This window comes from Pseudomonas sp. GL_090, from assembly GCF_057837765.1.
The window spans coordinates 5,917,575-5,943,878 of record NZ_CM174452.1; the positions used below are offsets into that span (position 1 = coordinate 5,917,575).

Annotated in this window: 23 protein-coding genes; 11 read left to right on the forward strand and 12 right to left on the reverse strand. The window is 60.4% G+C overall.

Annotated features, from left to right (window positions below; genetic code table 11):
* The first annotated feature begins 145 nt into the window (after positions 1–145).
* The 4 genes from mdtD to yccS all read left to right on the forward strand — a co-directional run bounded on the left by mdtD (position 146) and on the right by yccS (position 6,743).
* A complete protein-coding gene (gene mdtD / locus AC3ITA_RS26780) occupies positions 146–1,573 on the forward strand; it encodes a multidrug transporter subunit MdtD (RefSeq protein WP_095944452.1) in 1,428 nt (475 codons plus the stop codon).
* Positions 1,574–1,678: 105 nt separating this feature from the next.
* A complete protein-coding gene (gene dbpA / locus AC3ITA_RS26785; protein WP_256589093.1) occupies positions 1,679–3,016 on the forward strand; it encodes an ATP-dependent RNA helicase DbpA in 1,338 nt (445 codons plus the stop codon).
* Positions 3,017–3,160: 144 nt separating this feature from the next.
* Positions 3,161–4,339 carry a BaiN/RdsA family NAD(P)/FAD-dependent oxidoreductase gene (locus AC3ITA_RS26790; protein ID WP_489278828.1) on the forward strand — a complete coding sequence of 393 codons (1,179 nt, stop codon included), beginning with the start codon at positions 3,161–3,163 and terminating at the stop codon, positions 4,337–4,339.
* Positions 4,340–4,559: 220 nt separating this feature from the next.
* Positions 4,560–6,743, forward strand: a complete 2,184-nt coding sequence (gene yccS, locus AC3ITA_RS26795; RefSeq protein ID WP_095944450.1) for a YccS family putative transporter — start codon at positions 4,560–4,562, stop codon at positions 6,741–6,743.
* Positions 6,744–6,878: 135 nt separating this feature from the next.
* On the opposite strand, the gene AC3ITA_RS26800 is transcribed toward yccS, so the two are convergent.
* Positions 6,879–7,616: a substrate-binding periplasmic protein gene (locus AC3ITA_RS26800; protein WP_095944449.1), complete on the reverse strand. Its 738-nt coding sequence runs from the start codon at positions 7,614–7,616 to the stop codon at positions 6,879–6,881.
* 257 nt (positions 7,617–7,873) lie between these two features.
* On the opposite strand from AC3ITA_RS26800, the gene AC3ITA_RS26805 reads away from it, so the two are divergent.
* Positions 7,874–8,326 (forward strand): GNAT family N-acetyltransferase, encoded by a 453-nt coding sequence (locus tag AC3ITA_RS26805; protein WP_414929597.1) that lies wholly within the window; start codon positions 7,874–7,876, stop codon positions 8,324–8,326.
* A 108-nt stretch (positions 8,327–8,434) separates the two neighbouring features.
* Here AC3ITA_RS26805 and AC3ITA_RS26810 read toward each other — a convergent pair whose 3' ends face one another.
* The 3 genes from AC3ITA_RS26810 to AC3ITA_RS26820 are packed head-to-tail and all read right to left on the reverse strand — an operon-like array spanning position 8,435 to position 11,426.
* The gene (locus tag AC3ITA_RS26810; RefSeq protein ID WP_008050237.1) at positions 8,435–8,731 is read right to left on the reverse strand and encodes a winged helix-turn-helix domain-containing protein; all 297 of its coding nucleotides are present in this window, start codon (positions 8,729–8,731) and stop codon (positions 8,435–8,437) included.
* A gap of 37 nt (positions 8,732–8,768) precedes the next feature.
* Complete coding sequence (locus AC3ITA_RS26815) at positions 8,769–9,257, reverse strand: M48 metallopeptidase family protein (RefSeq protein ID WP_046039320.1); 489 nt, start codon at positions 9,255–9,257, stop codon at positions 8,769–8,771.
* 45 nt (positions 9,258–9,302) lie between these two features.
* Complete coding sequence (locus AC3ITA_RS26820; protein ID WP_150672054.1) at positions 9,303–11,426, reverse strand: putative bifunctional diguanylate cyclase/phosphodiesterase; 2,124 nt, start codon at positions 11,424–11,426, stop codon at positions 9,303–9,305.
* A gap of 323 nt (positions 11,427–11,749) precedes the next feature.
* Here AC3ITA_RS26820 and AC3ITA_RS26825 point away from each other — a divergent pair, with 323 nt between their 5' ends.
* Positions 11,750–12,415: a polysaccharide lyase family 7 protein gene (locus tag AC3ITA_RS26825; protein ID WP_095944446.1), complete on the forward strand. Its 666-nt coding sequence runs from the start codon at positions 11,750–11,752 to the stop codon at positions 12,413–12,415.
* 95 nt (positions 12,416–12,510) lie between these two features.
* Here the strand turns inward: AC3ITA_RS26825 and AC3ITA_RS26830 are convergent, their stop codons facing one another.
* The 7 genes from AC3ITA_RS26830 to tkt all read right to left on the reverse strand — a co-directional run bounded on the left by AC3ITA_RS26830 (position 12,511) and on the right by tkt (position 19,532).
* Positions 12,511–12,918: a hypothetical protein gene (locus AC3ITA_RS26830; protein ID WP_095944445.1), complete on the reverse strand. Its 408-nt coding sequence runs from the start codon at positions 12,916–12,918 to the stop codon at positions 12,511–12,513.
* A 228-nt stretch (positions 12,919–13,146) separates the two neighbouring features.
* Positions 13,147–14,211 carry a class II fructose-bisphosphate aldolase gene (gene fba / locus AC3ITA_RS26835; RefSeq protein ID WP_007981624.1) on the reverse strand — a complete coding sequence of 355 codons (1,065 nt, stop codon included), beginning with the start codon at positions 14,209–14,211 and terminating at the stop codon, positions 13,147–13,149.
* 261 nt (positions 14,212–14,472) lie between these two features.
* Positions 14,473–14,805, reverse strand: coding sequence for an MliC family protein (locus AC3ITA_RS26840; protein ID WP_095944444.1), 333 nt, complete (start codon positions 14,803–14,805; stop codon positions 14,473–14,475).
* 56 nt (positions 14,806–14,861) lie between these two features.
* Entirely contained in the window at positions 14,862–15,083 is a 222-nt protein-coding gene (locus AC3ITA_RS26845) for a hypothetical protein (protein WP_095944443.1), read from the reverse strand.
* Between the two features lie 35 nt (positions 15,084–15,118).
* On the reverse strand, positions 15,119–16,282 hold the full coding sequence (locus tag AC3ITA_RS26850) for a phosphoglycerate kinase (protein ID WP_095944442.1): 1,164 nt from the start codon (positions 16,280–16,282) through the stop codon (positions 15,119–15,121).
* A gap of 12 nt (positions 16,283–16,294) precedes the next feature.
* The gene (gene epd, locus AC3ITA_RS26855) at positions 16,295–17,347 is read right to left on the reverse strand and encodes an erythrose-4-phosphate dehydrogenase (RefSeq protein ID WP_095944441.1); all 1,053 of its coding nucleotides are present in this window, start codon (positions 17,345–17,347) and stop codon (positions 16,295–16,297) included.
* A 187-nt stretch (positions 17,348–17,534) separates the two neighbouring features.
* On the reverse strand, positions 17,535–19,532 hold the full coding sequence (tkt, locus tag AC3ITA_RS26860) for a transketolase (RefSeq protein WP_095944440.1): 1,998 nt from the start codon (positions 19,530–19,532) through the stop codon (positions 17,535–17,537).
* A 261-nt stretch (positions 19,533–19,793) separates the two neighbouring features.
* Between tkt and AC3ITA_RS26865 the strand changes: the two genes are divergently transcribed.
* From AC3ITA_RS26865 to AC3ITA_RS26880, 4 genes are all read left to right on the forward strand, one after another.
* Complete coding sequence (locus AC3ITA_RS26865) at positions 19,794–20,789, forward strand: ArsR/SmtB family transcription factor (protein WP_095944439.1); 996 nt, start codon at positions 19,794–19,796, stop codon at positions 20,787–20,789.
* Positions 20,790–20,807: 18 nt separating this feature from the next.
* On the forward strand, positions 20,808–21,998 hold the full coding sequence (gene metK, locus AC3ITA_RS26870; RefSeq protein WP_008050251.1) for a methionine adenosyltransferase: 1,191 nt from the start codon (positions 20,808–20,810) through the stop codon (positions 21,996–21,998).
* Between the two features lie 279 nt (positions 21,999–22,277).
* Entirely contained in the window at positions 22,278–23,957 is a 1,680-nt protein-coding gene (ligB, locus tag AC3ITA_RS26875) for an NAD-dependent DNA ligase LigB (RefSeq protein ID WP_095944438.1), read from the forward strand.
* A 96-nt stretch (positions 23,958–24,053) separates the two neighbouring features.
* Positions 24,054–24,449, forward strand: coding sequence for a DUF1090 domain-containing protein (locus tag AC3ITA_RS26880; protein WP_095944437.1), 396 nt, complete (start codon positions 24,054–24,056; stop codon positions 24,447–24,449).
* Between the two features lie 62 nt (positions 24,450–24,511).
* Here the strand turns inward: AC3ITA_RS26880 and AC3ITA_RS26885 are convergent, their stop codons facing one another.
* Positions 24,512–24,961, reverse strand: coding sequence for a c-type cytochrome (locus AC3ITA_RS26885; RefSeq protein ID WP_489278835.1), 450 nt, complete (start codon positions 24,959–24,961; stop codon positions 24,512–24,514).
* A 128-nt stretch (positions 24,962–25,089) separates the two neighbouring features.
* Here AC3ITA_RS26885 and mltA point away from each other — a divergent pair, with 128 nt between their 5' ends.
* Positions 25,090–26,274, forward strand: coding sequence for a murein transglycosylase A (mltA, locus tag AC3ITA_RS26890; protein WP_095944435.1), 1,185 nt, complete (start codon positions 25,090–25,092; stop codon positions 26,272–26,274).
* Positions 26,275–26,304 lie beyond the last annotated feature (30 nt).

The following is a 26,304-nucleotide window of genomic DNA, read 5'->3' on the forward strand; positions in this document are numbered from 1 at the left end:
CGCCTACCCCTGTAGGAGCGAGCCTGCTCGCGATGGTCGTGAACGATGACGCGTGCTGCCTGGAAAAACGCAGCGCCTTCACATTCATCGCGAGCAGGCTCGCTCCTGCAGGAACGGAGTAAAGCTCACACTGACAAGGGGTCCCATGCCCAACCGCCCACCTCTCGACGCTGTGACCGCCCGCTGGATACCCTGGGTCGTCGCCATTGCCTTCTTCATGCAGTCCCTCGACGGGACGATCCTCAACACCGCCCTGCCCGCCATGGCCCGGGACCTCGCAGAAGATCCATTGCGCATGCAGGGCGTGATCATCGCCTACATGCTCACGGTCGCCTTGCTGATTCCCGCGTCCGGCTGGATCGCCGATCGCTTCGGCACCCGGAAAATCTTCTTCAGCGCGATTTTGCTGTTCAGCCTCGGCTCGCTGCTCTGCGCATTGTCGAGCAGCCTGAGCATGTTGATCGGCGCCCGGGTGATCCAGGGCCTGGGCGGCGCGTTGATGTTGCCGGTCGGGCGGCTGGTGGTGTTGCGCGCCTACCCGCGCTCGGAACTGGTGCGGATCATGGGCTTCATCACCATTCCCGGGCTGCTCGGTCCGTTGATCGGCCCGACCATGGGCGGCTGGATGGTGCAGTACCTGACCTGGCACTGGATCTTCCTGATCAACCTGCCGGTGGGGCTGGTCGGTTGCTACGCCGTGTGGAAATTCATCCCGGACCTGCGCGGTTCCGAGCGCACCCGTTTCGATAGCCTGGGTTTCGTGCTGTTTGGCGCGGCGATGATTCTGATCACTATCGCCATGGAGGGCCTGGGCGAACTGCACTTGCCGCACCTTCGGGTGATGTTGCTGCTGTTTGGCGGGATGGCGTGCCTGGCGGCGTACTGGTTGCGCGCCGGGCATATCGAAAACCCGTTGTTCGCGCCGTCGCTGTTCAAGACCCGAACCTTTGCCGTCGGCATTCTCGGCAATCTGTTCGCCCGCCTCGGCAGCGGCGCCCTGCCCTTTCTGGTGCCGTTGCTGCTGCAAGTGGCGCTGGGCTATTCGCCGTCCCAAGCCGGGATGAGCATGTTGCCGCTGGCGGCGGCGGCGATGATCGCCAAGTGGGTGGCGCGGCCGCTGATCGAGCGCCTGGGTTACCGCATCGTGCTCACCGGCAATACCCTGGCGCTGGGGATCATGCTGGCGAGCATGGGCCTGGTCAGCGAGCAGACGCCGTACTGGCTGCTGCTTTGCCTGCTGGCGATCCTCGGGGCGATCAACTCCTTGCAGTTCACCGCGATGAACACCGTGACTCTGATCGACCTCGACGACGCCAGCGCCAGCAGCGGCAACAGTTTGCTGTCGGTGGTCGCACAGTTGTCCCTGAGCTTGGGGGTTGCCTGCGCGGGTGCGCTGCTCGGTGGCTTTACCGCGGAAATTGGCAATGATGGCGTGGACACGGTCCTGGGGGCATTCCAATTGACCTTCGTGACCGTGGGAATCATGGCGATGCTGGCCGCGACGATCTTCTCGCAACTGTCAAAAAATGACGGACGGCGAGTTAAGCGTCCGGAAGAACACATAGAGCCTTAGGGCGAATGGCCACTGGACTGGTACACTGCGCGACATTTTGTTTTGCAGGCCAGTCCCGTGACCACCATCGCCACCGAATTTAATACTTTGCCGCTGTCCGCCGCCATGCTGGCTAACCTCGACTCCCTCGGTTATGCCCAGATGACGCCGATCCAGGCGCAAAGCTTGCCGGTGATCCTCAAGGGGATGGACCTGATCGCCCAGGCCAAGACCGGCAGCGGCAAGACCGCCGCCTTCGGCATCGGCCTGCTGAACCCGATCAATCCGCGTTACTTCGGTTGCCAGGCGTTGATCCTGTGCCCGACCCGCGAGCTGGCTGACCAGGTCGCCAAGGAAATCCGTCGCCTGGCCCGTGCCGAAGACAACATCAAGGTCCTGACCCTGTGCGGCGGCGTGTCCCTCGGCCCGCAGATCGCTTCGCTGGAACACGGCGCGCACATCATCGTCGGCACCCCGGGGCGCATCCAGCAGCACCTGCGCAAAGGTTCGCTGGTCCTTCACGGCCTGAACACCCTGATCCTCGACGAAGCCGACCGCATGCTCGACATGGGTTTCTACGATTCCATCGAAGAAATCATCATGCAGGCCCCGGAGCGTCGCCAGACCCTGTTGTTCTCCGCCACCTACCCGGTAGGCATCAAGCAGCTGGCCTCGAAGTTCATGCGCAACCCGCAGCAGGTGAAGGCCGAGGCGTTCCACGACGACACGCAGATCGAACAGCGCTTCTACGAGATTTCCCCGGATGACCGCATGAGCGCAGTGACCAAGGTTCTTGGCCACTTCCGCCCGGCCTCCTGCGTGGCCTTCTGCTACACCAAGCAGCAGGTTCAGGAAACCGTCGATCACCTGACCGCCAAAGGCATCTCCGCCGTCGGCCTGCACGGCGATCTGGAACAGCGTGACCGCGACCAGGTGCTGGCGATGTTCGCCAACCGCAGTACTTCGGTGCTGGTGGCGACTGACGTCGCGGCCCGTGGCCTCGATATCGACTCTCTGGACATGGTGATCAACGTCGAGCTGGCCCGTGATTCGGAAATCCACATTCACCGCGTCGGCCGTACCGGTCGCGCCGGTGAGAAAGGCCTCGCCATCAGCCTGGTGGCGCCGTCCGAAGCACAGCGCGCCCAGGCCATCGAGCAATTGCAGAAGACCCCATTGACCTGGGACCAGGTGGACAACCTCACCTCCAAGGGTGGCGGCCCGCTGTTGCCGCAGATGAGCACCCTGTGCATCGCTGCCGGCCGCAAGGACAAGGTTCGCCCGGGCGACATTCTTGGCGCACTGACCGGTGACGCCGGCATCCCCGGCGCCCAGGTCGGCAAGATCGCGATTTTCGACTTCCAGGCCTATGTGGCCGTGGAGCGCGGCGTCGCCAAGCAGGCCTTGCAGCGTTTGAACGATGGCAAGATCAAGGGCCGTTCGTTGCGCGTTCGTATCCTCTAAGATCGCCGCGGCCCCTGTGGGAGCTGGCCTGCCAGCGATGGCATCGACTCGGTCTGACTGGCAAACCGAGTCGATGCCATCGCCGGCAGGCCAGCTCCCACATTTGATTGCATTCCAGATCAGCTCTTGTGTGAGGACACCGTTTTGCGCTCTACCGAAGTCGTGATCATTGGCGCTGGCGCCGCAGGGTTGATGTGTGCACTGACCGCCGCCGGGCGTGGGCGCAAGGTATTGTTGCTCGACCATGCCAACAAGGCCGGCAAGAAAATCCTGATGTCGGGCGGTGGCCGCTGTAATTTCACCAACATGTACACAGAACCGGGCAATTTCCTCTCGCAGAACGCACACTTCTGCAAATCTGCCCTGGCCCGTTACACCCAGTGGGACTTCATCGGCATGGTGGCCAAGCACGGCGTGCCGTACCACGAGAAAAAACTCGGCCAGTTGTTCTGCGATAACAAATCCAGCGACATCCTCGAAATGCTGCTCAACGAGTGCGAACAGGTCGGCGTCAGCCTGCACCTGGACACCTCGATCCAGACCATCGAGAAGCTCGAAAGCGGTTACCTGCTGGACACGACACTCGACCAAATCACCTGCGAATCCCTGGTAATCGCCACCGGCGGCCTGTCGATCCCGACCCTGGGCGCCACCGGTTTCGGTTACCAGGTCGCCAGGCAGTTTGGCCACGAGTTGCTGCCGACCCGCGCCGGTCTCGTGCCGTTCACCATCACCGATCAGCTCAAGGCCTTGTGCACCGAGCTGTCCGGTACATCGGTGGATTGCCTGGTGAGCTGCAACGACCAGAGCTTCCGCGAGAACATCCTGTTCACCCACCGCGGCCTCAGCGGCCCGGCGATATTGCAGATCTCGTCGTTCTGGGAATCCGGCGATACCGTCGAGATCAATCTGCTGCCGGATCACGACGTACCGGGCTGGCTACAACAGCAACAGGCCGAACGTCCCAACAGCGAGCTGAAAACCCTGCTCGGTGAAATTTTCACCAAAAAGATGGCCAATCTGTTGGCGGACAACTGGTTCGCCTCCAAACCGATGAAGCAGTACACCCACGCGGAACTGGCCGATATCGCGGAAAAACTGGCGAGCTGGAAAGTCGTGCCCGCCGGCACCGAAGGCTATCGCACCGCCGAGGTGACCCTGGGTGGGGTCAACACCAATGAAGTGTCGTCCAAGACCATGGAGTCGCTGAAAAGCCCGGGGCTGTACTTCATCGGTGAAGTGCTGGACGTGACCGGGCATCTGGGCGGGTTCAACTTCCAGTGGGCGTGGGCATCGGGCTACGCAGCTGCGCAGTACGTCTGATCCAACCCAAAACCTGTAGGAGCGAGCCTGCTCGCGATAGCGGCCTAACAGTCGACATCAATATTGAATGTACCGGCCTCATCGCGAGCAGGCTCGCTCCTACATTGAATACGTGTGGTATCAAGGAACAGATTTTGCTGTCTGATGTGATCGACGCCATTGCGTCGGCGTCATTAGTGGCTCAATTTAGCGTCATTGCCTCGGAAGGCCTTCGCATTTCATGTCATCGACTTCGTTCCGCCAGTCTCTGCGTCGCCTTTGGGCGCTGGATAAATTCAGCTACAGCGTGCGGGTATTCATTGCCCTGACCGGCACCATGGCGCTGTGTTGGTATCAGGATGAAATGGGCCTGCTGATCCCCTTGTTCCTGGGGATTATCGCCAGTGCCCTGGCCGAGACCGACGACAGCTGGCAGGGCCGTCTCAACGCACTGGCGGTGACGCTGGTGTGTTTCGCGGTTGCCGCTCTGTCCGTCGAACTGCTCTTCCCCTACCCCTACCTCTTCATCATTGCCTTCGCCCTGGCCGCATTCTGCCTGACCATGCTCGGCGCCCTCGGCGAGCGCTATGGCGCGATTGCCTCGGCGACGCTGATCCTGTCGGTCTACACCATGATCGGTGTGGACCAGCGTGGTGGCGCGGTCACCGACTTCTGGCACGAACCCCTGCTGTTGGTGGCCGGTGCTGCCTGGTACGGCGTGCTCTCGGTGTTGTGGCAGGCGCTGTTTTCCAATCAGCCGGTGCAACAGAGCCTGGCGCGCCTGTTCCGCGAGCTGGGCTTTTACCTGAAGCTCAAATCCTCGCTGTTCGAGCCGATCCGGCAGATGGACGTGGAGGCGCGGCGCCTGGAATTGGCCCAGCAGAACGGCCGGGTGGTAGCGGCACTGAACGCCGCCAAGGAGATCATCCTGCACCGGGTCGGCAACGGTCGCCCGGGGTCGAAAGTCAGCCGCTACCTCAAGCTGTACTTCCTCGCTCAGGACATCCACGAACGCGCCAGCTCATCGCACTACCCTTACAACGCCTTGGCCGATGCCTTCTTCCACAGCGATGTGCTGTTCCGTTGCCAACGCCTGTTGCGCCAGCAAGGCAAGGCATGCCGGGCCCTGGCCGAATCGATCCAGATGCGTCAGCCGTTCACCTATGACGCCGGTTTTGCCGAGGCCCTGAGCGACCTGGATGCCTCTCTCGAACACCTGCGCATCCAGAGCAACCCGGCCTGGCGCGGCTTGCTGCGTTCACTGCGGGCACTGGCGGCCAACCTCGGTACCCTCGACCGTTTGCTCAGCGATGCCAGTAACCCCGACGCCTTGGCCGACGCCACCGACAGCAGCCTGCTCGACCGTTCGCCGCGCAGCCTGAAAGACGTGTGGCTGCGCTTGCGCACGCAGCTGACGCCGACCTCGCTGCTGTTCCGCCATGCCCTGCGATTGCCCCTGGCCTTGAGCATCGGCTACGCCATGGTGCATTTGATTCACCCGTCCCAAGGCTACTGGATCATCCTTACTACGCTGTTCGTCTGCCAACCGAACTACGGCGCCACCCGCCGCAAACTCGGTCAGCGGATCATCGGCACCGCCATCGGCCTGACCCTGGCCTGGGCGCTGTTCGACCTATTCCCGAACCCGCTGATCCAGTCGTGTTTCGCCATTGCCGCCGGGGTGGTGTTCTTTACCAACCGCACCACCCGCTACACCCTGGCGACGGCGGCAATCACCCTGATGGTGCTGTTCTGCTTCAACCAGGTGGGTGACGGTTACGGGCTGTTCCTGCCACGGCTGTTCGATACCTTGCTCGGCAGCCTGATCGCCGGCCTCGCAGTGTTCCTGTTCCTGCCGGACTGGCAGGGCCGACGCCTGAACAAGGTGCTGGCCAACACGCTGACCTGCAACAGCATTTACCTGCGCCAGATCATGCAGCAATACGCGGCGGGCAAAAGCGACGACCTGGCCTACCGCCTGGCCCGCCGCAACGCGCACAACGCCGACGCGGCGCTGTCGACCACACTGGCCAACATGCTGATGGAGCCGGGACATTTCCGAAAGGAAGCGGACGTAGGCTTCCGCTTCCTGGTCCTGTCGCACACGCTTCTGAGCTACTTGTCGGGCCTGGGCGCGCACCGGGAAACCCAACTGCCGGCGGACGTGCGTGAGCACTTGATCGAAGGGGCCGGGGTGAAACTGGCCGCCAGCATCGACGCGATCGCCCAAGGGCTGGCGAGCAAGTCTTCGATCGAGATTCAGAGCGATGAAGAAGAAGCACTGGCCAATGAACTGGAACAGATGCCGGATGAAATCGATGAGGGTCAGCGGTTGGTGCAGACACAACTGGCGCTGATCTGCCGGCAGTTGGGGCCGCTGAGGACGTTGGCAGCGCATCTGATCAAGGATACCAGTGAGGATTGAGATCTGTGGTGTCTGGGCGGGCCTCATCGCGAGCAAGCTCGCTCCCACATTGGTTTTGTGAACGACGCAAATCTACTGTGGGAGCTTGCTCGCGATGAGGCCATCAGCAGCAACACAGAAACTGGCTCAACCCACTCACATCCCGTGCTGCTTCATCAGCTTCTCATAACTCCCGTCCGCCTTCATCGCCGCGATCTCCCGGTCGAAACCGGCGACGATCCGCGCATGCTCGGGATTCTTCAGGCTGACCATGATATGCAGGCTGTTCTCGCTCAATGGCTTGGGCAGGAATTCCACGGCGTTTCGCACCGTCGGCGACTCACGGGCCAGGTAGTAGCGGGCGACGAATTCATCTTCCAGCGTCAGCTTGACCCGGTCGGCCGCGAGCATGCGCACCGCCATGGCGAAACTGTGCACGGGGATTTTCTGCAACGACTCGTCGTTGTCGAACGGGGGCGAATAAGCGTATCCACGCACGACGGCAATCGGATAGGTGTGCAATTGCTGCAGGCTATTGAATTCGATGGGCGCGTCTTTGCGCTTGAGAAAGCGCACGCGATTGAGCAGGTACTCGCCGGAGAACTGGCCAAGCCGGGTCCGCTCCTCGGTGTACCAGGCGTTGACCAGCACGTCGTATCGGCCCTCGCCCAATCCCATCAAGGCCCGTGCCCAGGGCACCTGCTCGAAATCACTGGCATAACCGGCCCTGGCGAGCGCGGTACTGACAATGTCCGTGGCCAAACCACCGTTGACGAGCGTGGCATCGGTAAAGGGTGGCCAGGCATCAGCGACCAACCGCAGTTTTTCTGCCGCCGCTCCCTGAACCAGCAACAGCAACCCAATCAAGGCAAAAGCTCGATGCAACCGCGGCATGCCAGAAAATCCTTAGCGGGCGAGTTGCCCGGCGTGTTTTCAGCCAAAACCCCAAGGCCCCGTAACGGCAAGACCCGGGTACTCAACATCAGCTCATCGAAGCCATAGCACAGCGCTTCGATCCAGATTACACAAAGAAGACATCCACGCGAAAAATGAATGATGGCATTTTGGCCTTTGTCACAGATTCTTCCGCCATAAAGACTTCTGGCGTGAGTGCGCTTAGTATCGGAACGACGTTTTCAGGGAATCAAAACATGACAGTCGATTGGATCTGCAAACACCACAGCGACCTGGGCAAGGAGCAGCTGTACGCCATTTTGCAGTTGCGTGCGCAAGTGTTCGTCATCGAGCAAAAATGCATTTACCAGGATATTGATGGCCAGGACCTGGAAGGCGACACCTGCCACGTGATGGCTTGGGACGGTAACCAGCTGGTGGCCTATCTGCGCTTGCTTGACCCGCAATCACAGGGCGGCGACGTGGTGATCGGGCGGGTGATCACTGCCCCTCAGGCACGCGGCGCAGGCCTGGGGCACGAGTTGATGGAGCAGGCATTGAAACATATCGAAAAATACTGGCCCGGCCTGCCGGTCTACCTATCGGCCCAGGCGCATTTGCAGGGGTATTACAGGCGCTATGGCTTTGTCGTGGCGGGTGAGGAATATGTCGAGGATGGCATTCCACACATCGGGATGCGTCGTCCTTGAAGGCCCTATCGCGAGCAAGCTCGCTCCCACAGTTGATTTGAGTTGTGAACACAATCCAGTGTGGGAGCGAGCTTGCTCGCGATGGCGTCAGCTCAGGCAACGCAAATCTCAGGGATACTCCAACACCGCTTTGATCTGCCGCAGATTACGCTCGATCCAACCGCGATCAATCGCCCCCCACTCGCGAATCCGATAGCGCCCCGCATGGTTGCGCGCGCCTTCTTCCTGCTCGAACTCACAAATGATGTCCAGATCCGCCAACGCCGCGATGGTGTCCTGTGCCGTGCGTCGGGGCATGCCGGTGACCTCGGTCAGCGTCGGGACGCTGCTGGCCAGCCCGCTGTCGATCAGGTACGCCACGTACAACCGGCGGTAGAAGCTGCTCTTGGTCTTGCTCACGTCCATCTGATGCTCCATATAAAATCGCAGCCTGCGGCAGCGGCTACAGATCCCGCCACGTCAGGTACACCCGCACATCAAATTCCACCTGGTGATAACCCGGCAGCATGTGTTCGCACAGTTTGTAGAACGCCTTGTTGTGGTCCGATTCCTTGAAGTGCGCCAGCTCATGCACCACGATCATTTTCAGGAACTCGGAAGGTGCTTCCTTGAATAGTGAAGCAATGCGGATTTCCTTCTTGGACTTGAGCTTGCCGCCCTGCACCCGGGAAATCGTGGTGTGCAGGCCAAGGGCGCGGTGGGTCAGGTCCAGACGGTTGTCGAACAGCACCTTGTCGATGGCCGGAGCATTACGCAGGTACTCCTGCTTGAGGTCCAGGGCATAGGTGTACAGCGCCTTGTCGCTCTGCACCCCGTGCTTTTGCGGGTAACGCTGGCTCAGGTAATCGCCCAGCCGACCGTCGGCGATCAGCTGACGCACCTGATCCTGCAAGGTAGCGGGATAAGCCTGGAGATATTTCAACACGGTCATCGGGACGGCAATACAGGTCACTGAAAGGCCGCCAGTGTAGCGAATTCAGCGAGCCAGCGCGCTCCAGTCAAACGGCTGGACAAAGACCCCCGTGTCTTCGGCCATCATCGGCCGGGCCACCAGAAAACCTTGCACATACTCACAGCCGTTGGCTTGCAACCATTCATACTGCGCGAGGGTCTCCACCCCTTCGGCAATCACCAGCATCCCGAACTGCCTGCACAGGTCGATCACACTGCGCACCAGCGCCGCATCCTTTGCCGACTCCGGCAACCGGGCAATCAGATGGCGGTCGATCTTGAGGGTATCCAGCTCCAGGTCGCGCAAGTGGCTCAGGGAACAGGGGCCGGCCCCGAAATCATCCAATGCCACTCGTACGCCCAGATTGTGCAGCAGGCGCAATTGCTTGCGGGCTTCTTCGGGGTTGTGCATCAAGGCCTCTTCTGTGACCTCGACTTCCAGATGACGCGGTTGCAGGCCATGGCGCTCCAGCACCTGGCGCAACTCGGTGACCAGATTGGACAACCCGAACTGCGTACTGCTCAAGCTGACGCCGAGCACCAGGTCCTCGGCAAACAGGGACTCCCAGGCTTTGCGTTGCCCGGCGCCGCGATGGTAGATCCAACTGCCCAGGCGACTGATCAGCCGCGCCTCCTCCAGCAATGGCAAAAACAGTCCCGGAGGAACATCGCCGACGCTCGGGTGCTGCCAGCGCAACAAGGCTTCGAAGCCACGAATCCGCCCGTCGGCAATCGCAACCTGAGGCTGATACACCAGATTGAAATCCCGGTTCTCGATGGCCGTGCGCACACTTTCTTCCAGCATCAGCCGCGTGCGCGCCCGGCCATTCATTTCGTGATCGTAGAAGCGATATTGCTGGCGGCCGGCACGCTTGGCTTCATACATGGCGATATCGGCCGCCCGCAGCATTCCGTCGAGATTGGCGCCACAGTCAGGGAACGTGGCAATGCCGATGCTGGCACCCAGGACGATATCGAGGCCGTCGATCTGCTGACAGATCGACACTCGCTCGATCAGCTTCTCGGCAATCTTCGCCGCCTGCTCGGGGAACTCCAGATCCAGCAGCGCAGTGAATTCGTCACCGCCCATCCGCGCCAGGATGTCGAAGGGCCGCAGGCAGGCCTTCAACTGTTCGGAAACCCAGCGCAGCACCCGATCGCCGGCATCGTGCCCGAGGGAATCATTGACTCGCTTGAAGCCGTCGAGGTCCAGGTACATCAAGACCCAGGAGCTGTCCGAGCGCTCACCGCGCAACAGCAGGTTCTCTACGGTCTGGTAGAAACCCCGTCGATTGAGCAATCCGGTCAGCGGATCGGTGACCGCCTGAAATTCCAGTTGCTGATGCAGATGGCGCACCACCGACATGTCCAGTACGGTCACGACCATCGCATGTTGCTCGGCAGGCAATGGTGCGCAGGACAAGGCCACCGGCACCTGCTGGCCGGGCGCGGTTCGTAGCTGGGCATCGTGCAGGCGCAGGGTTTCGCCGCGTTTGTATCCGGCCAGTAACTCGGAATCGGCCCAGATCGGGATATGCGGTTTTTGCAGGTAGTCCAGAAACTCCTTGCCTTGCAGTTCCTGCACCGGGGCATTGAGCAACCGTGACATCGCCGGATTGGCAAAACGAATCAGGCCGTCCTCACCCAATACCAGAATGCCTTCGGCTGCGTTATCCAGCACCGACGCATTAAAGGCACGGGCGGCTTCCAGATCATGACTCAGGCGCTGCAAGGCCCGACGGTTACGCTGGTGCTCGAGCAACGCCTGGACCTTGGGCGTGAAGATCTGTGGGTCGAACGGCTTGAACAGGTAATCCACCGCACCACTGGCATAGCCCTTGATCACGGCGTCCTGGGACTGTTCGTTGGCGGTCAGGAAAATGATCGGCGTGAGACGGGTCCGCTGGCTACCGCGCATCAGGCGTGCCACTTCATAACCGTCCATGCCCGGCATCTGCACGTCCAGCAGCACCAGGTCGATATCGTGCTCAAGCAACAAGCCGAGGGCCTCGAAACCCGAGGTGGCAGTAATGACCCGCCAGCCTTGGCGCTGTAGCAACGCGCGCATGCTGATCAGGTTTTCAGGGTAATCGTCGACGACTAAAAGGGTTGAGCCGCCTTCTACTGGCGTTGATTGCGCGCATTCCATGCTGCTTCTCTAATTGCGGGGTGTCAGGCCGGTTTCTCGTGAAAACCGGACAAATACTGTGACTTCACTCTAGACCCGGTTCTGCGAAAGCAGAAGGTGTCAGTGAGCCATCAATTAATCATTGTGTCTTTTTACCGACTAACGGTCGAACGCTCAGTCCGATGAAAACCCGGAAGAAGGCATTTCGACAGGATGTTGACGTCAACCACCCGTCAGGCGGGCATTAACAAAATCCCCCGCTACGCTTATAAAGACCGCCCTAAAAGGTGCGGCCTAGAGCTTCTGGCACGCCCGTGCAGCATGACCCAAGTGGAAGAACCGACATGATCGAACTCGCAACCTGGAACCTCAGCGTTCCCGTTGGCAGCCCGCCGTACACCGTCGAAACCGCCAAGCTGGTGGACGGCTTCAAGGATCAATACTTCCACTCTGACACCGGCACATTGTTTTTCTGGGCGCCCGTGACCGGCTCCCGTACCGAAAACGCGATTTATCCGCGCACCGAATTACGTGAAACCTACAGCAACGGCACGTTGAAAAACTGGTACTACCCGGAGGCTGACAATTTGTTGTATGCCACTCTGGCAGTAAATCAGGTGCCGAGTTCCGGGAAGATCGTCATCGGCCAGATCCATGCCTATCAAAGCCAGAAACCTTTGGTGAAGGTCGAATACCAATACAAAACCAGCACAGGTACCGGCAATATCGTTGCCAAGGTCCGGATGCATCCCTATGACGATACAAGCCGGGTGATCATCGTGGCGACCGGGGTGAAACTCGACCAGGAGTTCAACTACCTCATTCACCTCAGCCCCGGTGGCGCCTTGGGCATCAGCGCCGCAGGTTATCAGTGGGATACGCAAATCAGCACAACCTGGCGCGACAAACCGCTGTACTTCAAGGCCGGGGTCTATGTGCAGGACAACACCGGGTACACCACTGAAGGCGGGAAAGTGACATTTAGCAAGCTGGATATTGATCACAACTAATAAAACGCGCGGTACGCAAACTCAAACTAACGAGTGATGCAAAAGCCAATAAACCGGCAGGCTCTATGAGTCTGCCGTACGGCATCAGACCAACATCATTCGCGAACCTTTAGGAATTCAAAATCACCCGAGGCCGAAAAAGCCCCTTCTTCAAAAAAACCGAATACTCCTTGAGGATACGGCTTGCCCCTCGTCAAACGAAACGTACCATCAGCATATTGATCACCAGGAATTTCATCAAACTCCAAATGCGCAAAAATAAGATCTCTGTTTCCTTTTAGTGGGTATTCTTTATTAATCTCAAGATTCCAGCTACCCACAGCCGCCATATAATACAAATGCCCGTCAATGGTCTTAGCCAATTTAATCCTGAAGGATTCTTCACCCATTGATAAATAGCTGTAGCCCGTAAGGCTCTCAAACTTTTCATCATGATCTGGATGTTTCAATTTAACATTCAGGTTACCCCAAGACTCGACACCATCTTTTTGTTCGATTTCCATTTTTTTCATCCGGTAAGTAAGCGAGCTCAAAGAGTAGGCTTCCACCAGCACTGGCACACCTGTAATATCTGACAGTTTTTTATATCAGTTTGAAATTACTATTACATCTTTAGCAACAAAACCCCACTCTCACCACAAACACTCGAGCGCAATAATTCCACAAGTAACACGCCCAAAAAAAAACCCGTCTCTCGACGGGCTTTTTTATGAAACTCAAACGCTAAAGGCTTAGTTGACCTTGGCGTTCAACTCACCTTTCAGATAACGCTGGTACATCCCTTCCAACGAGATCGCCTTGATCTTCGAAGCATTACCGGCAGTGCCGAAGGCTTCGTAGCGAGCGATGCACACGTCGCGCATGGCGGTGACGGTGGCGCCGAAGAATTTACGCGGGTCGAACTCGCTCGGGTTGGTGGCCATCAGGCGACGCATTGCGCCAGTGGATGCCAGGCGCAGGTCGGTGTCGATGTTGACCTTGCGCACGCCGTGCTTGATGCCTTCGACGATTTCTTCAACCGGTACGCCGTAGGTTTCCTTGATGTCGCCGCCGTACTGGTTGATGATCGCCAGCCACTCTTGCGGAACCGAAGACGAACCGTGCATTACCAGGTGAGTGTTCGGAATGCGCTTGTGGATTTCCTTGATGCGGTCGATGGCCAGCACGTCGCCGGTAGGCGGCTTGGTGAACTTGTAGGCGCCGTGGCTGGTGCCGATGGCGATGGCCAGGGCATCCACCTGAGTGCGCTTGACGAAGTCAGCGGCTTCTTCCGGGTCGGTCAGCATTTGGCTGTGATCCAGAACGCCTTCGGCGCCGATGCCGTCTTCTTCACCGGCCATGCCGGTTTCCAGCGAACCCAGGCAACCCAGTTCGCCTTCTACCGATACGCCGCAGGCGTGAGCCATGGCCACGGTCTGCTGGGTCACACGCACGTTGTAGTCGTAGTCGGTCGGGGTCTTGCCGTCTTCGCCCAGGGAACCGTCCATCATCACCGAGCTGAAGCCCAGTTGGATGGAGCGCTGGCAGACGTCAGGGCTGGTACCGTGGTCCTGGTGCATGCACACCGGGATGTGCGGGAACTCTTCGATGGCTGCCAGGATCAGGTGACGCAGGAACGGTGCGCCGGCGTATTTGCGAGCACCCGCCGAAGCCTGGACGATCACCGGGGAGTCAGTCTTGTCAGCGGCTTCCATGATGGCGCGCATCTGCTCAAGGTTGTTGACGTTGAAGGCTGGAACGCCGTAGCCGAACTCGGCTGCGTGGTCCAGCATCTGGCGCATGCTGATAAGTGCCATTGTGTATGTCTCTCCCGGTTGAGGGTCGTTAATCGTGCCAGCCTGCCGTAGCGGCGGCGGCTATTCAAGTTTTTGCAGATCGGGGGTTGGCCCGGGCTGCGGATTCGGGTGTTGCGAAAATCTCAAGAACTTACCCAGAACCCCTGTGGGAGCGAGCCTGCTCGCGATGGTGGCCCAGACAACGAGGACATTCAGGTACCCCGCGTTATCGTTAACGTCCATCGCGAGCAGGCTCGCTCCTACAGGTACGGCGTAGTCCGTTTATTGCGTCTTGCAACCACGGCCGATCAAATCATTGGTGGCGACCCAGTAAACCAGGCCTTCCTCACCTTTTATGTGAAACGCCAGCATGTCGTTGCTGTACAGCGAACCCGATGCACCCGGTTCCTGTTTCAAGCGGTAGACCTGATCGGCACCGCCCAGACGCACGTCGACTTCCCTGCGGCTGTCGTCGGTGTAGCGCCACAGCACTTTGGCCTGGCTGTCGCAGGTCCAGGTGGTCCAGTTATCCACAGGCGCGGACGACTGGAACAGGTCCAACTGAGCACAACCGGCCAACAACGCCAGCGCCGCAACGGCGATAAAACCTTTCATCCGTGTCCCTCGACTGACGGCGCACGCTGCCAGCCCTGAGTAATGAGTCAGACCCGTCAAGGGCAGCCATGTTCCTTGGCGGGTGCCTGAGTCTCGTATTTGTCCAGGCCTTCCGGCCCGGAACGCTTGTTGAGCACCGGGTTGGTTTCCGCCTGCCAGTCAGCCTGGTAGCAGCCTTTGTCCGACTCGGACGGCGCAGATTCCGGGGTGGCCTTCGGGCTACTCCCGCAAGCCACCAGCGAACCCGCGACGATCAACAGTGCTAACGTCTTGACCATTTCAACACTCCCTTGCCTGGTCGAACGGGCGACCCTCAGGCCTTGGCCCGGCTTTCCAGGACTTCAACGGCTGGCAGGACCTTGCCTTCGACGAATTCGAGGAACGCGCCACCGCCGGTAGAAATGTAGGAGATCTGCTCGGCCACGCCATACTTGTCGATGGCCGCCAGGGTGTCGCCACCGCCGGCAATGGAGAACGCGGCACTCTCCGCGATGGCCTGGGCCAACACTTTGGTGCCATTACCAAACTGATCGAATTCGAATACACCGACCGGACCGTTCCACAGGATGGTTTGCGACGACTTCAGCAGCTCGGCGAAATTCGCCGCGGTCTGCGGGCCGATATCCAGGATCATGTCGTCGGCGGCGACGTCAGCGATCAGCTTGACGGTCGCAGTGGCGCTTTCAGCGAATTCCTTGGCAACCACCACGTCCACTGGCAGCGGCACGCTGACCTTGGCGGCGATGGCGCGAGCGGTGTCCAGCAGGTCCGGCTCGTACAGGGATTTACCGACCGGGTGACCGGCAGCGGCCAGGAAGGTGTTGGCGATGCCGCCACCCACGATCAACTGGTTGCAGATCTGGCTCAGGCTGTTCAGCACGTCGAGTTTGGTCGACACCTTGGAGCCGGCAACAATGGCCGCCATTGGCTGGGCCGGGGCACCCAGGGCTTTGCCCAGTGCGTCCAGTTCAGCGGCCAGCAGCGGGCCGGCGGCAGCGACCTTGGCGAACTTGGCCACGCCGTGGGTCGAACCCTCGGCGCGGTGAGCGGTACCGAAGGCGTCCATCACGAACACGTCGCACAGGGCGGCGTATTGCTTGGCCAGCTCGTCAGCGTTCTTTTTCTCGCCCTTGTTGAAGCGCACGTTTTCGAACAGCACGATGTCGCCCGCTTTCACGTCGACGCCGCCCAGGTAGTCAGCTACCAGTGGCACTTCGCGGCCCAAGGCCTTGCTCAGGTAGTCAGCGACTGGCTTGAGGCTGTTCTCGGCCGAGAACTCGCCTTCGGTCGGACGGCCAAGGTGCGAGCAGACCATCACGGCCGCGCCTTTTTCCAGGGCCAGCTTGATGGTCGGCAGCGAGGCCAGGATACGCGCATCGCTGGTGACAACACCGTCCTTGACTGGGACGTTGAGGTCTTCGCGGATCAATACGCGCTTACCTTGCAGATCGAGGTCGGACATCTTCAACACGGTCATGGGTCGCACTTCCTACGGTTTTTTTGAAGTTGCTGTTTGCAGATAGTGTTCTGCAACGTCCAGCATTCGGTTGGCAAAACCCCATTCGTTGTCGAACCAGGCCAGGATGTTCACCAGCCGAGGGCCGGAAACGCGGGTCTGACTGGCATCGACGATCGCCGAATGTGGGTCATGGTTGAAATCACAGCTTGCGTGGGGTAGCTCGGTATAGGCCAGAAGGCCTTTGAGCGGGCCGCTGGTGGCGGCTTCGCGCAGTATCCGGTTGACCTCGGTGGCGTCGGTCGCGGTGGCGGTCTGCATCGTGATATCGAGGCAGGACACGTTGACCGTCGGCACCCGCACGGCTTTGGCCTGAATTCGGCCGGCAAGTTCCGGCAGCAGGCGCTCGATACCACGCGCCAGACCGGTGGACACCGGAATCACCGACTGGAACGCCGAGCGGGTGCGGCGCAGGTCTTCGTGGTGATAGGCATCGATGACCGGCTGATCGTTCATTGCCGAGTGAATGGTGGTGATCGACACGTAATCCAGACCAATGGCCTGATTCAGCAGGCGCAACAACGGCACGCCGCAGTTGGTGGTGCAGGACGCATTGGACACCAGTAACTCGTCGCCGGTCAGGCAATCCTGGTTCACGCCATAGACGATGGTCGCGTCGACGTCCGTCTCGCTGGCCATCGGCTGGGAAAAGAGCACGCGCGGGGCGCCAGCGTCGAGGAAACGCTGGCCGTCTGCGCGGGTGTGATAAGCGCCGGAACACTCCAGCACCAGATCGACGCCCAGGGACGCCCAATCGATGCCTTCGGGGGTGGCACTGCGCAGGACCTTCACGCAGTCGCCATTGATATGCAGACAATCGCCGTCGACTTTCACCTCACCGGGAAAACGCCCGTGGGTGGAGTCGAAACGTGTCAGGTATTCGATGCTGGCCATGTCCGCCAGATCGTTGATCGCGACAATCTCGAACCCGGCCTTCTCACCTCGCTCGAACAACGCACGCAAGACACAACGACCAATCCGGCCGTAGCCGTTGAGTGCAACTTTGTAGGGACGCGGTTGAGGCATGGGGTTCTCGATAGACGCAGGTAGATCGAAATCGCATTAACAACACAACCCTTGTAGGAGCGAGCCTGCTCGCGATTGCGGCTCAGGCAACGCGGGCATTCAGGCACCCCACGTTATCGTTGACGACCATCGCGAGCAGGCTCGCTCCTACAGGGGACAGCGGTGGTCGTGAGACCACCGCACGGTGCTAGTCTTCCAGCAGCTCTTCAGCCTGACCCAGGATGTTTTCCAGGGTGAAACCGAACTCTTCGAACAAGGCCGACGCAGGCGCCGACTCGCCGTAGGTGGTCATGCCGATCACGCGGCCTTCCAGGCCCACGTACTTGTACCAGTAGTCCGCGTGAGCGGCCTCGATGGCGATACGGGCGCTGACCTGCAACGGCAGTACCGATTGCTTGTAGCCGGCGTCCTGGGCATCGAACACGCTGGTGCACGGCATGGAAACCACGCGAACCTTGCGGCCCTGCTCGGTCAGCTTGTCGTAGGCTTGAACGGCCAGACCGACTTCCGAACCGGTAGCGATCAGGATCAGCTCAGGCTCGCCCGCGCAGTCCTTGAGTACATAACCACCACGGCTGATGTCGGCGATCTGGCCGGCATCACGGGTTTGGTGCTGCAGGTTCTGACGGGAGAAGATCAGGGCCGAAGGGCCGTCCTTGCGCTCCAGTGCGTACTTCCAGCTCACCGCCGATTCAACGGCGTCGGCTGGGCGCCAGGTATCGAGGTTCGGCGTGCAGCGCAGGCTGGCCAGTTGCTCGATTGGCTGGTGAGTCGGGCCGTCTTCGCCAAGACCGATGGAGTCGTGGGTGTAGACGTGGATCACACGCTGCTTCATCAGGGCCGACATGCGCACCGCGTTGCGGGCGTATTCCATGAACATCAGGAAGGTCGCGCCGTAAGGCACCAGGCCGCCGTGCAGGGCGACGCCGTTCATGATTGCAGTCATGCCGAACTCGCGCACGCCGTAATACATGTAGTTGCCGCTGGCGTCTTCGGCGGTGACGCCTTTGCAACCTTTCCACAGGGTCAGGTTGGAACCGGCCAGGTCAGCCGAACCGCCGAGGAACTCAGGCAGCAACGGGCCGAATGCGTTCAGGGCATTCTGGCTGGCTTTACGGCTGGCGATGGTTTCGCCCTTGGCGGCCACTTCGGCGATGTAGGCCGAGGCTTTTTCGCTGAAGTCAGCTGGCAGGTCACCGCTCAGACGACGCACCAGTTCGCTGGCTTCAGTCGGGAACGCAGCGGAGTAGGCAGCGAAACGCTGATCCCACTCGGCTTCCACGGCGCGACCTGCTTCCTTGGCGTCCCACTCGGCGTAGATATCGGCCGGAATTTCGAACGGGCCGTGGTTCCACTTCAGCGCCGCACGGGTCAGGGCGATTTCCGCGTCACCCAGTGGGGCGCCGTGGCAATCTTCCTTGCCTTGCTTGTTCGGCGAACCGAAACCGATGGTGGTCTTGCAGCAGATCAGGGTTGGCTGATCGCTTTTGCGTGCAGTGTCAATCGCAGTCTTGATCTCTTCCGGGTCGTGACCGTCGACATTGCGGATCACTTGCCAGTTGTAGGACTCAAAACGCTTCGGCGTGTCGTCGGTGAACCAGCCTTCGACTTCGCCATCGATGGAGATGCCGTTGTCATCGTAGAAGGCGATCAGCTTGCCCAGGCCCAAGGTACCGGCCAGGGAAGCGACTTCGTGGGAAATGCCTTCCATCATGCAGCCATCACCCAGGAACACATAGGTGTGGTGGTCGACGATGTTGTGGCCAGGACGGTTGAACTGCGCCGCCATGACTTTTTCAGCCAGGGCAAAACCCACGGCGTTGGCCAGGCCCTGGCCCAGTGGACCGGTGGTGGTTTCAACGCCCGGGGTGTAGCCGAGTTCCGGGTGGCCCGGCGTGCGGCTGTGCAGTTGACGGAACTGCTTGAGGTCGTCGATCGACAGGTCGTAGCCGGTCAGGTGCAGCAGCGAGTAGATCAACATCGAGCCGTGGCCGTTGGACAGCACGAAGCGGTCACGGTCGGCGAACGATGGATTGCTCGGGTTGTGCTTGAGGTAGTCGCGCCAAAGTACCTCGGCGATATCCGCCATACCCATCGGGGCACCGGGATGGCCGCTGTTGGCTTTTTGCACGGCATCCATGCTGAGGGCACGAATGGCGTTGGCACGCTCACGACGGCTAGGCATCGCTGTTCTCCTGGGGGCTTGAATAAAACGAAACGGAAAAAAGGCGAGCATTTTCCCTCACCGGGACGCCTCGGGGCAATGACAGATAGTCATCTGAAGGCGTTTTTCCAATGGATAACGACGGTTTCGCCTGGTGAAACCTTTCCGCCGTCCGTTTGTTGACTGAAGCTAACGTCCGGAAGTGCCATCTATCGAGCAATATCAAAACTTTTTGATATTGCTCTTGCGATGCCTTCGACCCGTGACTAGACTGCCGGCCTTATGAATTTACGCGTGCCATCCATTCAACATGACGATTGCGATGAGCTGGCAGCCTTGTGCAAGGCTGGCGGCGATCCCCTGCGGTTGAATGTCTTGCGCGCGCTGGCCAACGACTCGTTCGGTGTGCTGGAACTGGCGCAGATCTTCGGCATCGGCCAGTCAGGCATGAGCCACCACCTCAAGGTGCTGGCCCAGGCCGACCTGGTGGCGACGCGCCGCGAAGGCAATGCGATTTTCTACCGTCGCGCCCTGCCCCACACCGAACTGCTGGGCGGCAAACTGCACGCGGCCCTGCTCGAGGAAGTGGACAACCTGACGCTGCCGACTGACGTACAGTCGCGCATCGCACAGGTCCATGGGCAACGGGCGGCCGCCAGCCAGGACTTTTTCTCACGGGTGGCGGAGAAGTTTCGCGCCCAGCAAGACTTGATCGCCGGCCTGCCGCAATACCGCGAAAGCGTGGTGGCCCTGCTCGACAAGCTGAGCTTCGACAAAGACGCCACGGCCATTGAAGTGGGCCCCGGCGATGGCGCCTTCCTGCCGGAACTGGCGCGCCGCTTCGCGCAAGTCACGGCGCTGGATAACAGCAGCGCGATGCTCGAACTGGCACGCCAGGTCTGCGAACGCGACAAGCTGACTAACGTTAGCCTGCAATTGGCCGATGCATTGAACGGCGTCAGCCTCAAGGCCGATTGCGTTGTACTGAACATGGTGCTGCACCATTTTGCCGCGCCGGCCGATGCGCTCAAGCACATGGCCAATTTGCTGCAACCAGGCGGTAGCCTGTTAGTGACAGAGTTATGTAGCCACAACCAGAGTTGGGCCAAGGAGGCCTGCGGTGATCTCTGGCTGGGGTTTGAACAGGACGATCTGGCCCGTTGGGCCACCGCTGCGGGACTCGTTCCCGGGGAAAGCCTCTATGTAGGCTTACGTAATGGTTTCCAGATCCAGGTCCGCCACTTTCAGCGACCGGCTGGCGACACTCACCATCGGTAATTTCAGGAAAACATCGAGATGAGCGAATACTCCCTTTTCACCTCCGAGTCCGTGTCTGAAGGGCATCCGGACAAAATCGCCGACCAGATTTCTGATGCGGTGCTGGACGCCATCATTGCTGAAGACAAGTTCGCCCGTGTGGCGTGCGAGACTCTGGTGAAAACGGGCGTGGCGATCATCGCCGGCGAAGTCACCACTTCCGCCTGGGTTGATCTGGAGCAGATCGTTCGTGACGTGATCACCAACATCGGCTACACCAGCTCCGACGTCGGCTTCGACGGCGCGACCTGCGGCGTGATGAACATCATCGGCAAGCAGTCCCCCGACATCAACCAGGGTGTCGACCGTGCCAAGCCTGAAGATCAGGGCGCCGGCGACCAGGGCCTGATGTTCGGCTACGCCAGCAATGAAACCGACGTGCTGATGCCTGCACCGATCACTTTCTCGCACCAGCTTGTACAAAGGCAAGCCGAAGCCCGTAAATCCGGCCTGCTGCCTTGGCTGCGTCCGGACGCCAAGTCGCAAGTGACTTGCCGTTACGAAAACGGCAAGGTTGTCGGTATCGACGCCGTCGTTCTGTCGACCCAGCACAACCCCGAAGTGTCGTACAACGACCTGCGCGAAGGCGTGATGGAGCTGATCGTCAAGCACGTGCTGCCTGCCGAACTGCTGAGCAAGGACACCCAGTTCCACATCAACCCGACCGGCCAGTTCATTATCGGCGGCCCGGTGGGTGACTGCGGCCTGACCGGTCGCAAGATCATCGTCGACAGCTACGGCGGCATGGCCCGTCACGGCGGTGGCGCATTCTCCGGCAAGGATCCATCGAAGGTTGACCGTTCGGCGGCCTACGCCGGCCGTTACGTGGCCAAGAACATCGTCGCTGCCGGCCTGGCCGAGCGTTGCGAGATTCAGGTGTCCTACGCCATCGGCGTTGCCCAGCCGACGTCGATCTCGCTGAACACCTTCGGTACCGGCAAGATCAGCGACGACAAGATCGTCAAACTGGTCCGCGAAGTGTTCGACCTGCGTCCATACGCGATCACCACCATGCTCGACCTGCTGCACCCGATGTATCAGGAAACCGCTGCATACGGCCACTTCGGACGCACCCCGGCGACCAAGACCGTGGGTGACGACACCTTCACCACGTTCACCTGGGAAAAAACCGACCGCGCCGACGCCCTGCGTTCTGCTGCCGGCCTGTAAGACTTCCCCGCAACACCCGAAGCCCCGCACGGTTCGCGCCTTGCGGGGCTTTTTATTGCCTTGCTTGAGACCGCGTAGCTGCAATCGCGAGCAGGCTCGCTCCCACAGTTAATCTTTGGCGTGACTGATACCTGTGGGCAAACGCAAATCCCTGTGGGAGCGAGCCTGCTCGCGAAGAGGCCCGCCCAGTCACCAGAAACACTCGGTAAAAACCCCACCCGCTACGCCAACCGATACTGACCTAGCCTTCAAGCACCTCACCGAGCAAGGACGCTCAAGATGCTTCCCGACCTGCGCCTGTTTTTTGCCGCCCTACTGACCTTCGCCCTCCTGACCGCCAGCGCCGCCGAGTGCCCGGACTGGCCACCCGAACGCGCCCTGATTGAAGTCAACGAACTGCAAAAACAAATCGATCTCTGGGACGACAGCTATCACCGCCTGGGACGCTCACTGGTCGCCGACGAACTCTACGACCAGTCTCGCGCGCAACTCACCCAATGGCGCCACTGCTTCAACCTGAGCCCGTCCGCAGACCCCTTGCGCACTGCACGCGGCACCCTGCCCCACCCCATCGTCCACACTGGCCTGGGCAAACTGCACGATCGGCCCGCCGCGGAAAACTGGCTGCGTGGCCGGGTGGACGTCTGGGTCCAGCCTAAGATCGATGGCGTGGCGGTGACCCTGGTTTACCGCAATGGCCTGCTGGCCCAGGCCATCAGCCGCGGCGACGGCCAGAGCGGCCAGGACTGGACGGTTCCTGCACGGCAGATTCCGGCCATCCCGCAACGGCTATCGCAGGCCCGGGACTTGATCGTGCAAGGCGAACTGTATTGGCGCCTGGCCGATCATGTGCAGGCTCGGGCCGGTAGCCTCAATGCTCGTGGCTCGGTGGCCGGCCTGATGGCGCGCAAGGTCTTGAGCGCCGAGCAGGCCGCCAACATCGATTTGTTTGTATGGGACTGGCCCCAAGGGCCGGCGAGCGTGCCCGAGCGTGCCGCGGCGCTGACTGCGCTGGGCTTCCCGAGTACCACGGAATACAGCCAGCCAATCGCCTCCGTTATCGATGCCGAACACTGGCGCGAACACTGGTATCGCTCTCCTCTACCCTTTGCCAGCGACGGCGTGGTTCTGCGCCAGAACCAGCGCCCAGCCGCCGAACGCTGGCAGGCCAGGTCACCCTACTGGGCCATCGCCTGGAAGTACCCCTTCGCCCAGACACTGGCCGAAGTTCGCCAGGTTCACTTCAAAATCGGCCGGACCGGGCGGATCACTCCGGTACTTGAACTGACCCCGGTAAAGCTCGATGACCGGCAGATCAAACACGTCAGCGTCGGTTCGTTGCAGCGTTGGCAGGCGCTGGACATACGTCCGGGTGATCAGGTCGCCATCAGCCTGGCCGGGCTGACTATTCCCAGGCTCGATAGCGTTGTGTTGCGCAGCAGCGAACGCGCGGAGTTGAACGTGCCGCTGGCAGAGGACTTTCATTTATTGAGTTGCTGGCAACCGACTCCGGGCTGTGAAAGCCAGTTTCTCGCGCGCCTGACCTGGCTCAGTAGCAAGCAAGGCCTGGCGCTGCCCAATGTGGGTCCGGGGACTTGGGAAAAACTTCTTGCAACAGGTCGCCTGAACAGTCTGCTGGATTGGTTGACCCTCGATGCCCAAGAGCTTGCTACCATTGACGGTTTCGGCGAGCGCAGCGCGGCTCGTCTTGCCGACGGCTTCAACCAGGCCCGGCAACGACCGTTCGCGCACTGGCTCAAAGCCCTGGGATTACCGCCGACAGGCCAGGCGCATCTCGGCGACTCATGGCAGGTACTGGCGTTGCGAGACATCGAACAATGGCGGGCCGAGGCCGATATCGGGCCAGGGCGCGCGGCGCAACTGAACGCATTTTTCCGCGATCCACAGGTCCTGGCCTTGAGTGAAACGCTACGCGATGCGGGGATTGACGGCTTTTAGCTGTCGGCCCTGCGCCCACCGGGAACCCCAGGGGACCGCTGGGCTCCAACAAGCCATTGCCACACTGGCCTGCTTGATTTCCTACATGGAGCTTTTATGAAATTTCTTTCACCGCTCGCCCTGTTGAGCCTTTGCATCGCGCTGGCCACCCCGTTGATGGCGGACGAGGAAGCGCCAGGGCTGACCGGTTGCGCCGCCAAGAAGCAAGGCATCGTCAATCAGATCGAATTGGCCAAGGTCCACGGCAATGCCGAGCAGCAGGCCGGCCTGGAAAAGGCCCTGAGCGAAGTCGAAGCCAACTGCACCGACACCTCGCTGAAGAAGGAACGGGAAAACAAGGTGCTCGACGCCAAACACGAAGTCAGCAAGCGTCAGGCGGACCTCGACAAGGCCATGAGCAAAGGCGACCCCGACAAGATCAACAAGCGCAAAGACAAGCTCGCCGATGCCCGCAAGGAATTGCAGAACGCACTCGATGAGCTGGATAAGTAACGCAGCGGTTTTTTGTGGCGAGGGGGCTTGCCCCCTCGCCACAGGTCATGCGTAGCGCCGAATCAATGATCCCGAAACGCCTTATGACAAGCACTGCAAGCATCTTCGACTTTCTGCACCGCCGGCCCCAGGTTGCTGGCCTTGTAGGGTTGAACCTGGCTGGCGATCACCAATTCACCGGTGGCGCCTTCAAGGTCACGGGCCATTGCCTGAAAGCGTGCCTGTTGCTCCCAGACATCGCTCTTGGCGCTGGTGTGATCTTCCTCGCGCACTTGCGGAAAATGCTGCCACGGCTCACGGGACAACGCATCGAGCTTCACCGCGCCCTCGGCGAACTTCGGGCCATCGAACGCAATGCGTCCACGCAACATGCCGCCCAGGTCTTCGCCAGTCTTGAGCATCTGCTTGAAAATGGCCTTGCGCTGGCCGAGCGGCGAGTTGGGGTCGACACCGCCACAAGCGGACAACGTCAGGCAGGCCAGCAATACAACAGAAAGTCTTTTAAGAGTCATGGTGGCTTCAGGTCACGGGAAACGGCGGCCAGTATCCTCGCGTCATCGGCAAAGACCAATAGCCCTATTATCAACAAGGGTTGCTTGAGCACATGGAGCGCTCAGGCAACCGGCAAAGGAATCACTCCATGAACAGCCGTTTCAAGGCATGGCGTCACAGCCTGGCCTGGACCCTGCCGATGGTGGCCCTGCTCGCAGGCTGCACCGGTGGCGACAACCAACAACCGAAAACCCACGCCCTGGCCACCTATTCCAGTGCTACATGGGAAGCTCTGCCGACAGTATCCGACAGCGACCTGGTCGCCGGTTTCGGTTCGTGGCGCAGCGCCTGCACCCGGCTCAAGGCCGACCCGGTCTGGGGTGGCACCTGCGCAGCGGCTGCCAACGTGCCGCAAACCGCCAGCGACATTCGCGGTTTTCTCAGACAGAACCTGGATGTCTATGGCCTGCGCGCCGCCAACGACAACCCCAACGGCCTGATCACCGGCTACTACGAACCGGTCTATCCCGGAAGCCTGACCCAGACCGACGCTGCCAATGTCCCGGTCTATGGCGTCCCCGAGGACATGATCATCGTCGCCCTCGACAGCATTTACCCGGAACTCAAGGGCAAGCGCCTGCGCGGGCGACTCGAAGGTCGCGTGCTCAAGCCGTACGACGATGCGGCAGCCATCGAAACCAAAGGGGTCAAGGCGCCGGTCGTGGCCTGGCTGACCGATCCGATGAACCTGCAGTTCCTGCAAATCCAGGGTTCGGGTCGCATCCAGCTCGACAATGGTCGCCAGTTGCGCATTGCCTACGCCGATCAGAACGGCCATCCGTATCGACCGATCGGCCGCTGGCTGGTGGAACAGGGGGAGTTGAAAAAAGAAGACGTAACCATGGGCGCCATCAGCACCTGGGCCAAGGCCAATCCGTCGCGGATTCCCGAACTGCTCGGCAGCAACCCCAGCTATGTGTTCTTCACCCGCAACCCGGACAGCAACGAAGGTCCGCGCGGCTCGCTGAACGTACCGTTGACCGCCGGTTACAGCGCGGCGGTGGATCGCAAGGTGATTCCGCTGGGCAGTCTGTTGTGGCTGTCCACCACCAGACCGGATGGTACAGCCCTGGTTCGCCCCGTGGCAGCACAGGACACTGGCGGCGCCATTGCCGGCGAGGTTCGGGCGGATCTGTTCTGGGGCACCGGCGATGCGGCCGGGCAACTGGCCGGGGACATGAAACAGCAGGGCCAGATCTGGATGCTCTGGCCCAAAGGTGCTGCGCTACCGCAAGTGCCGCAGGTGGCGGATGCAGAGAAGACAAAACCCTGAGGACAGTGTTGTCCGTTAGATGGCTATCGC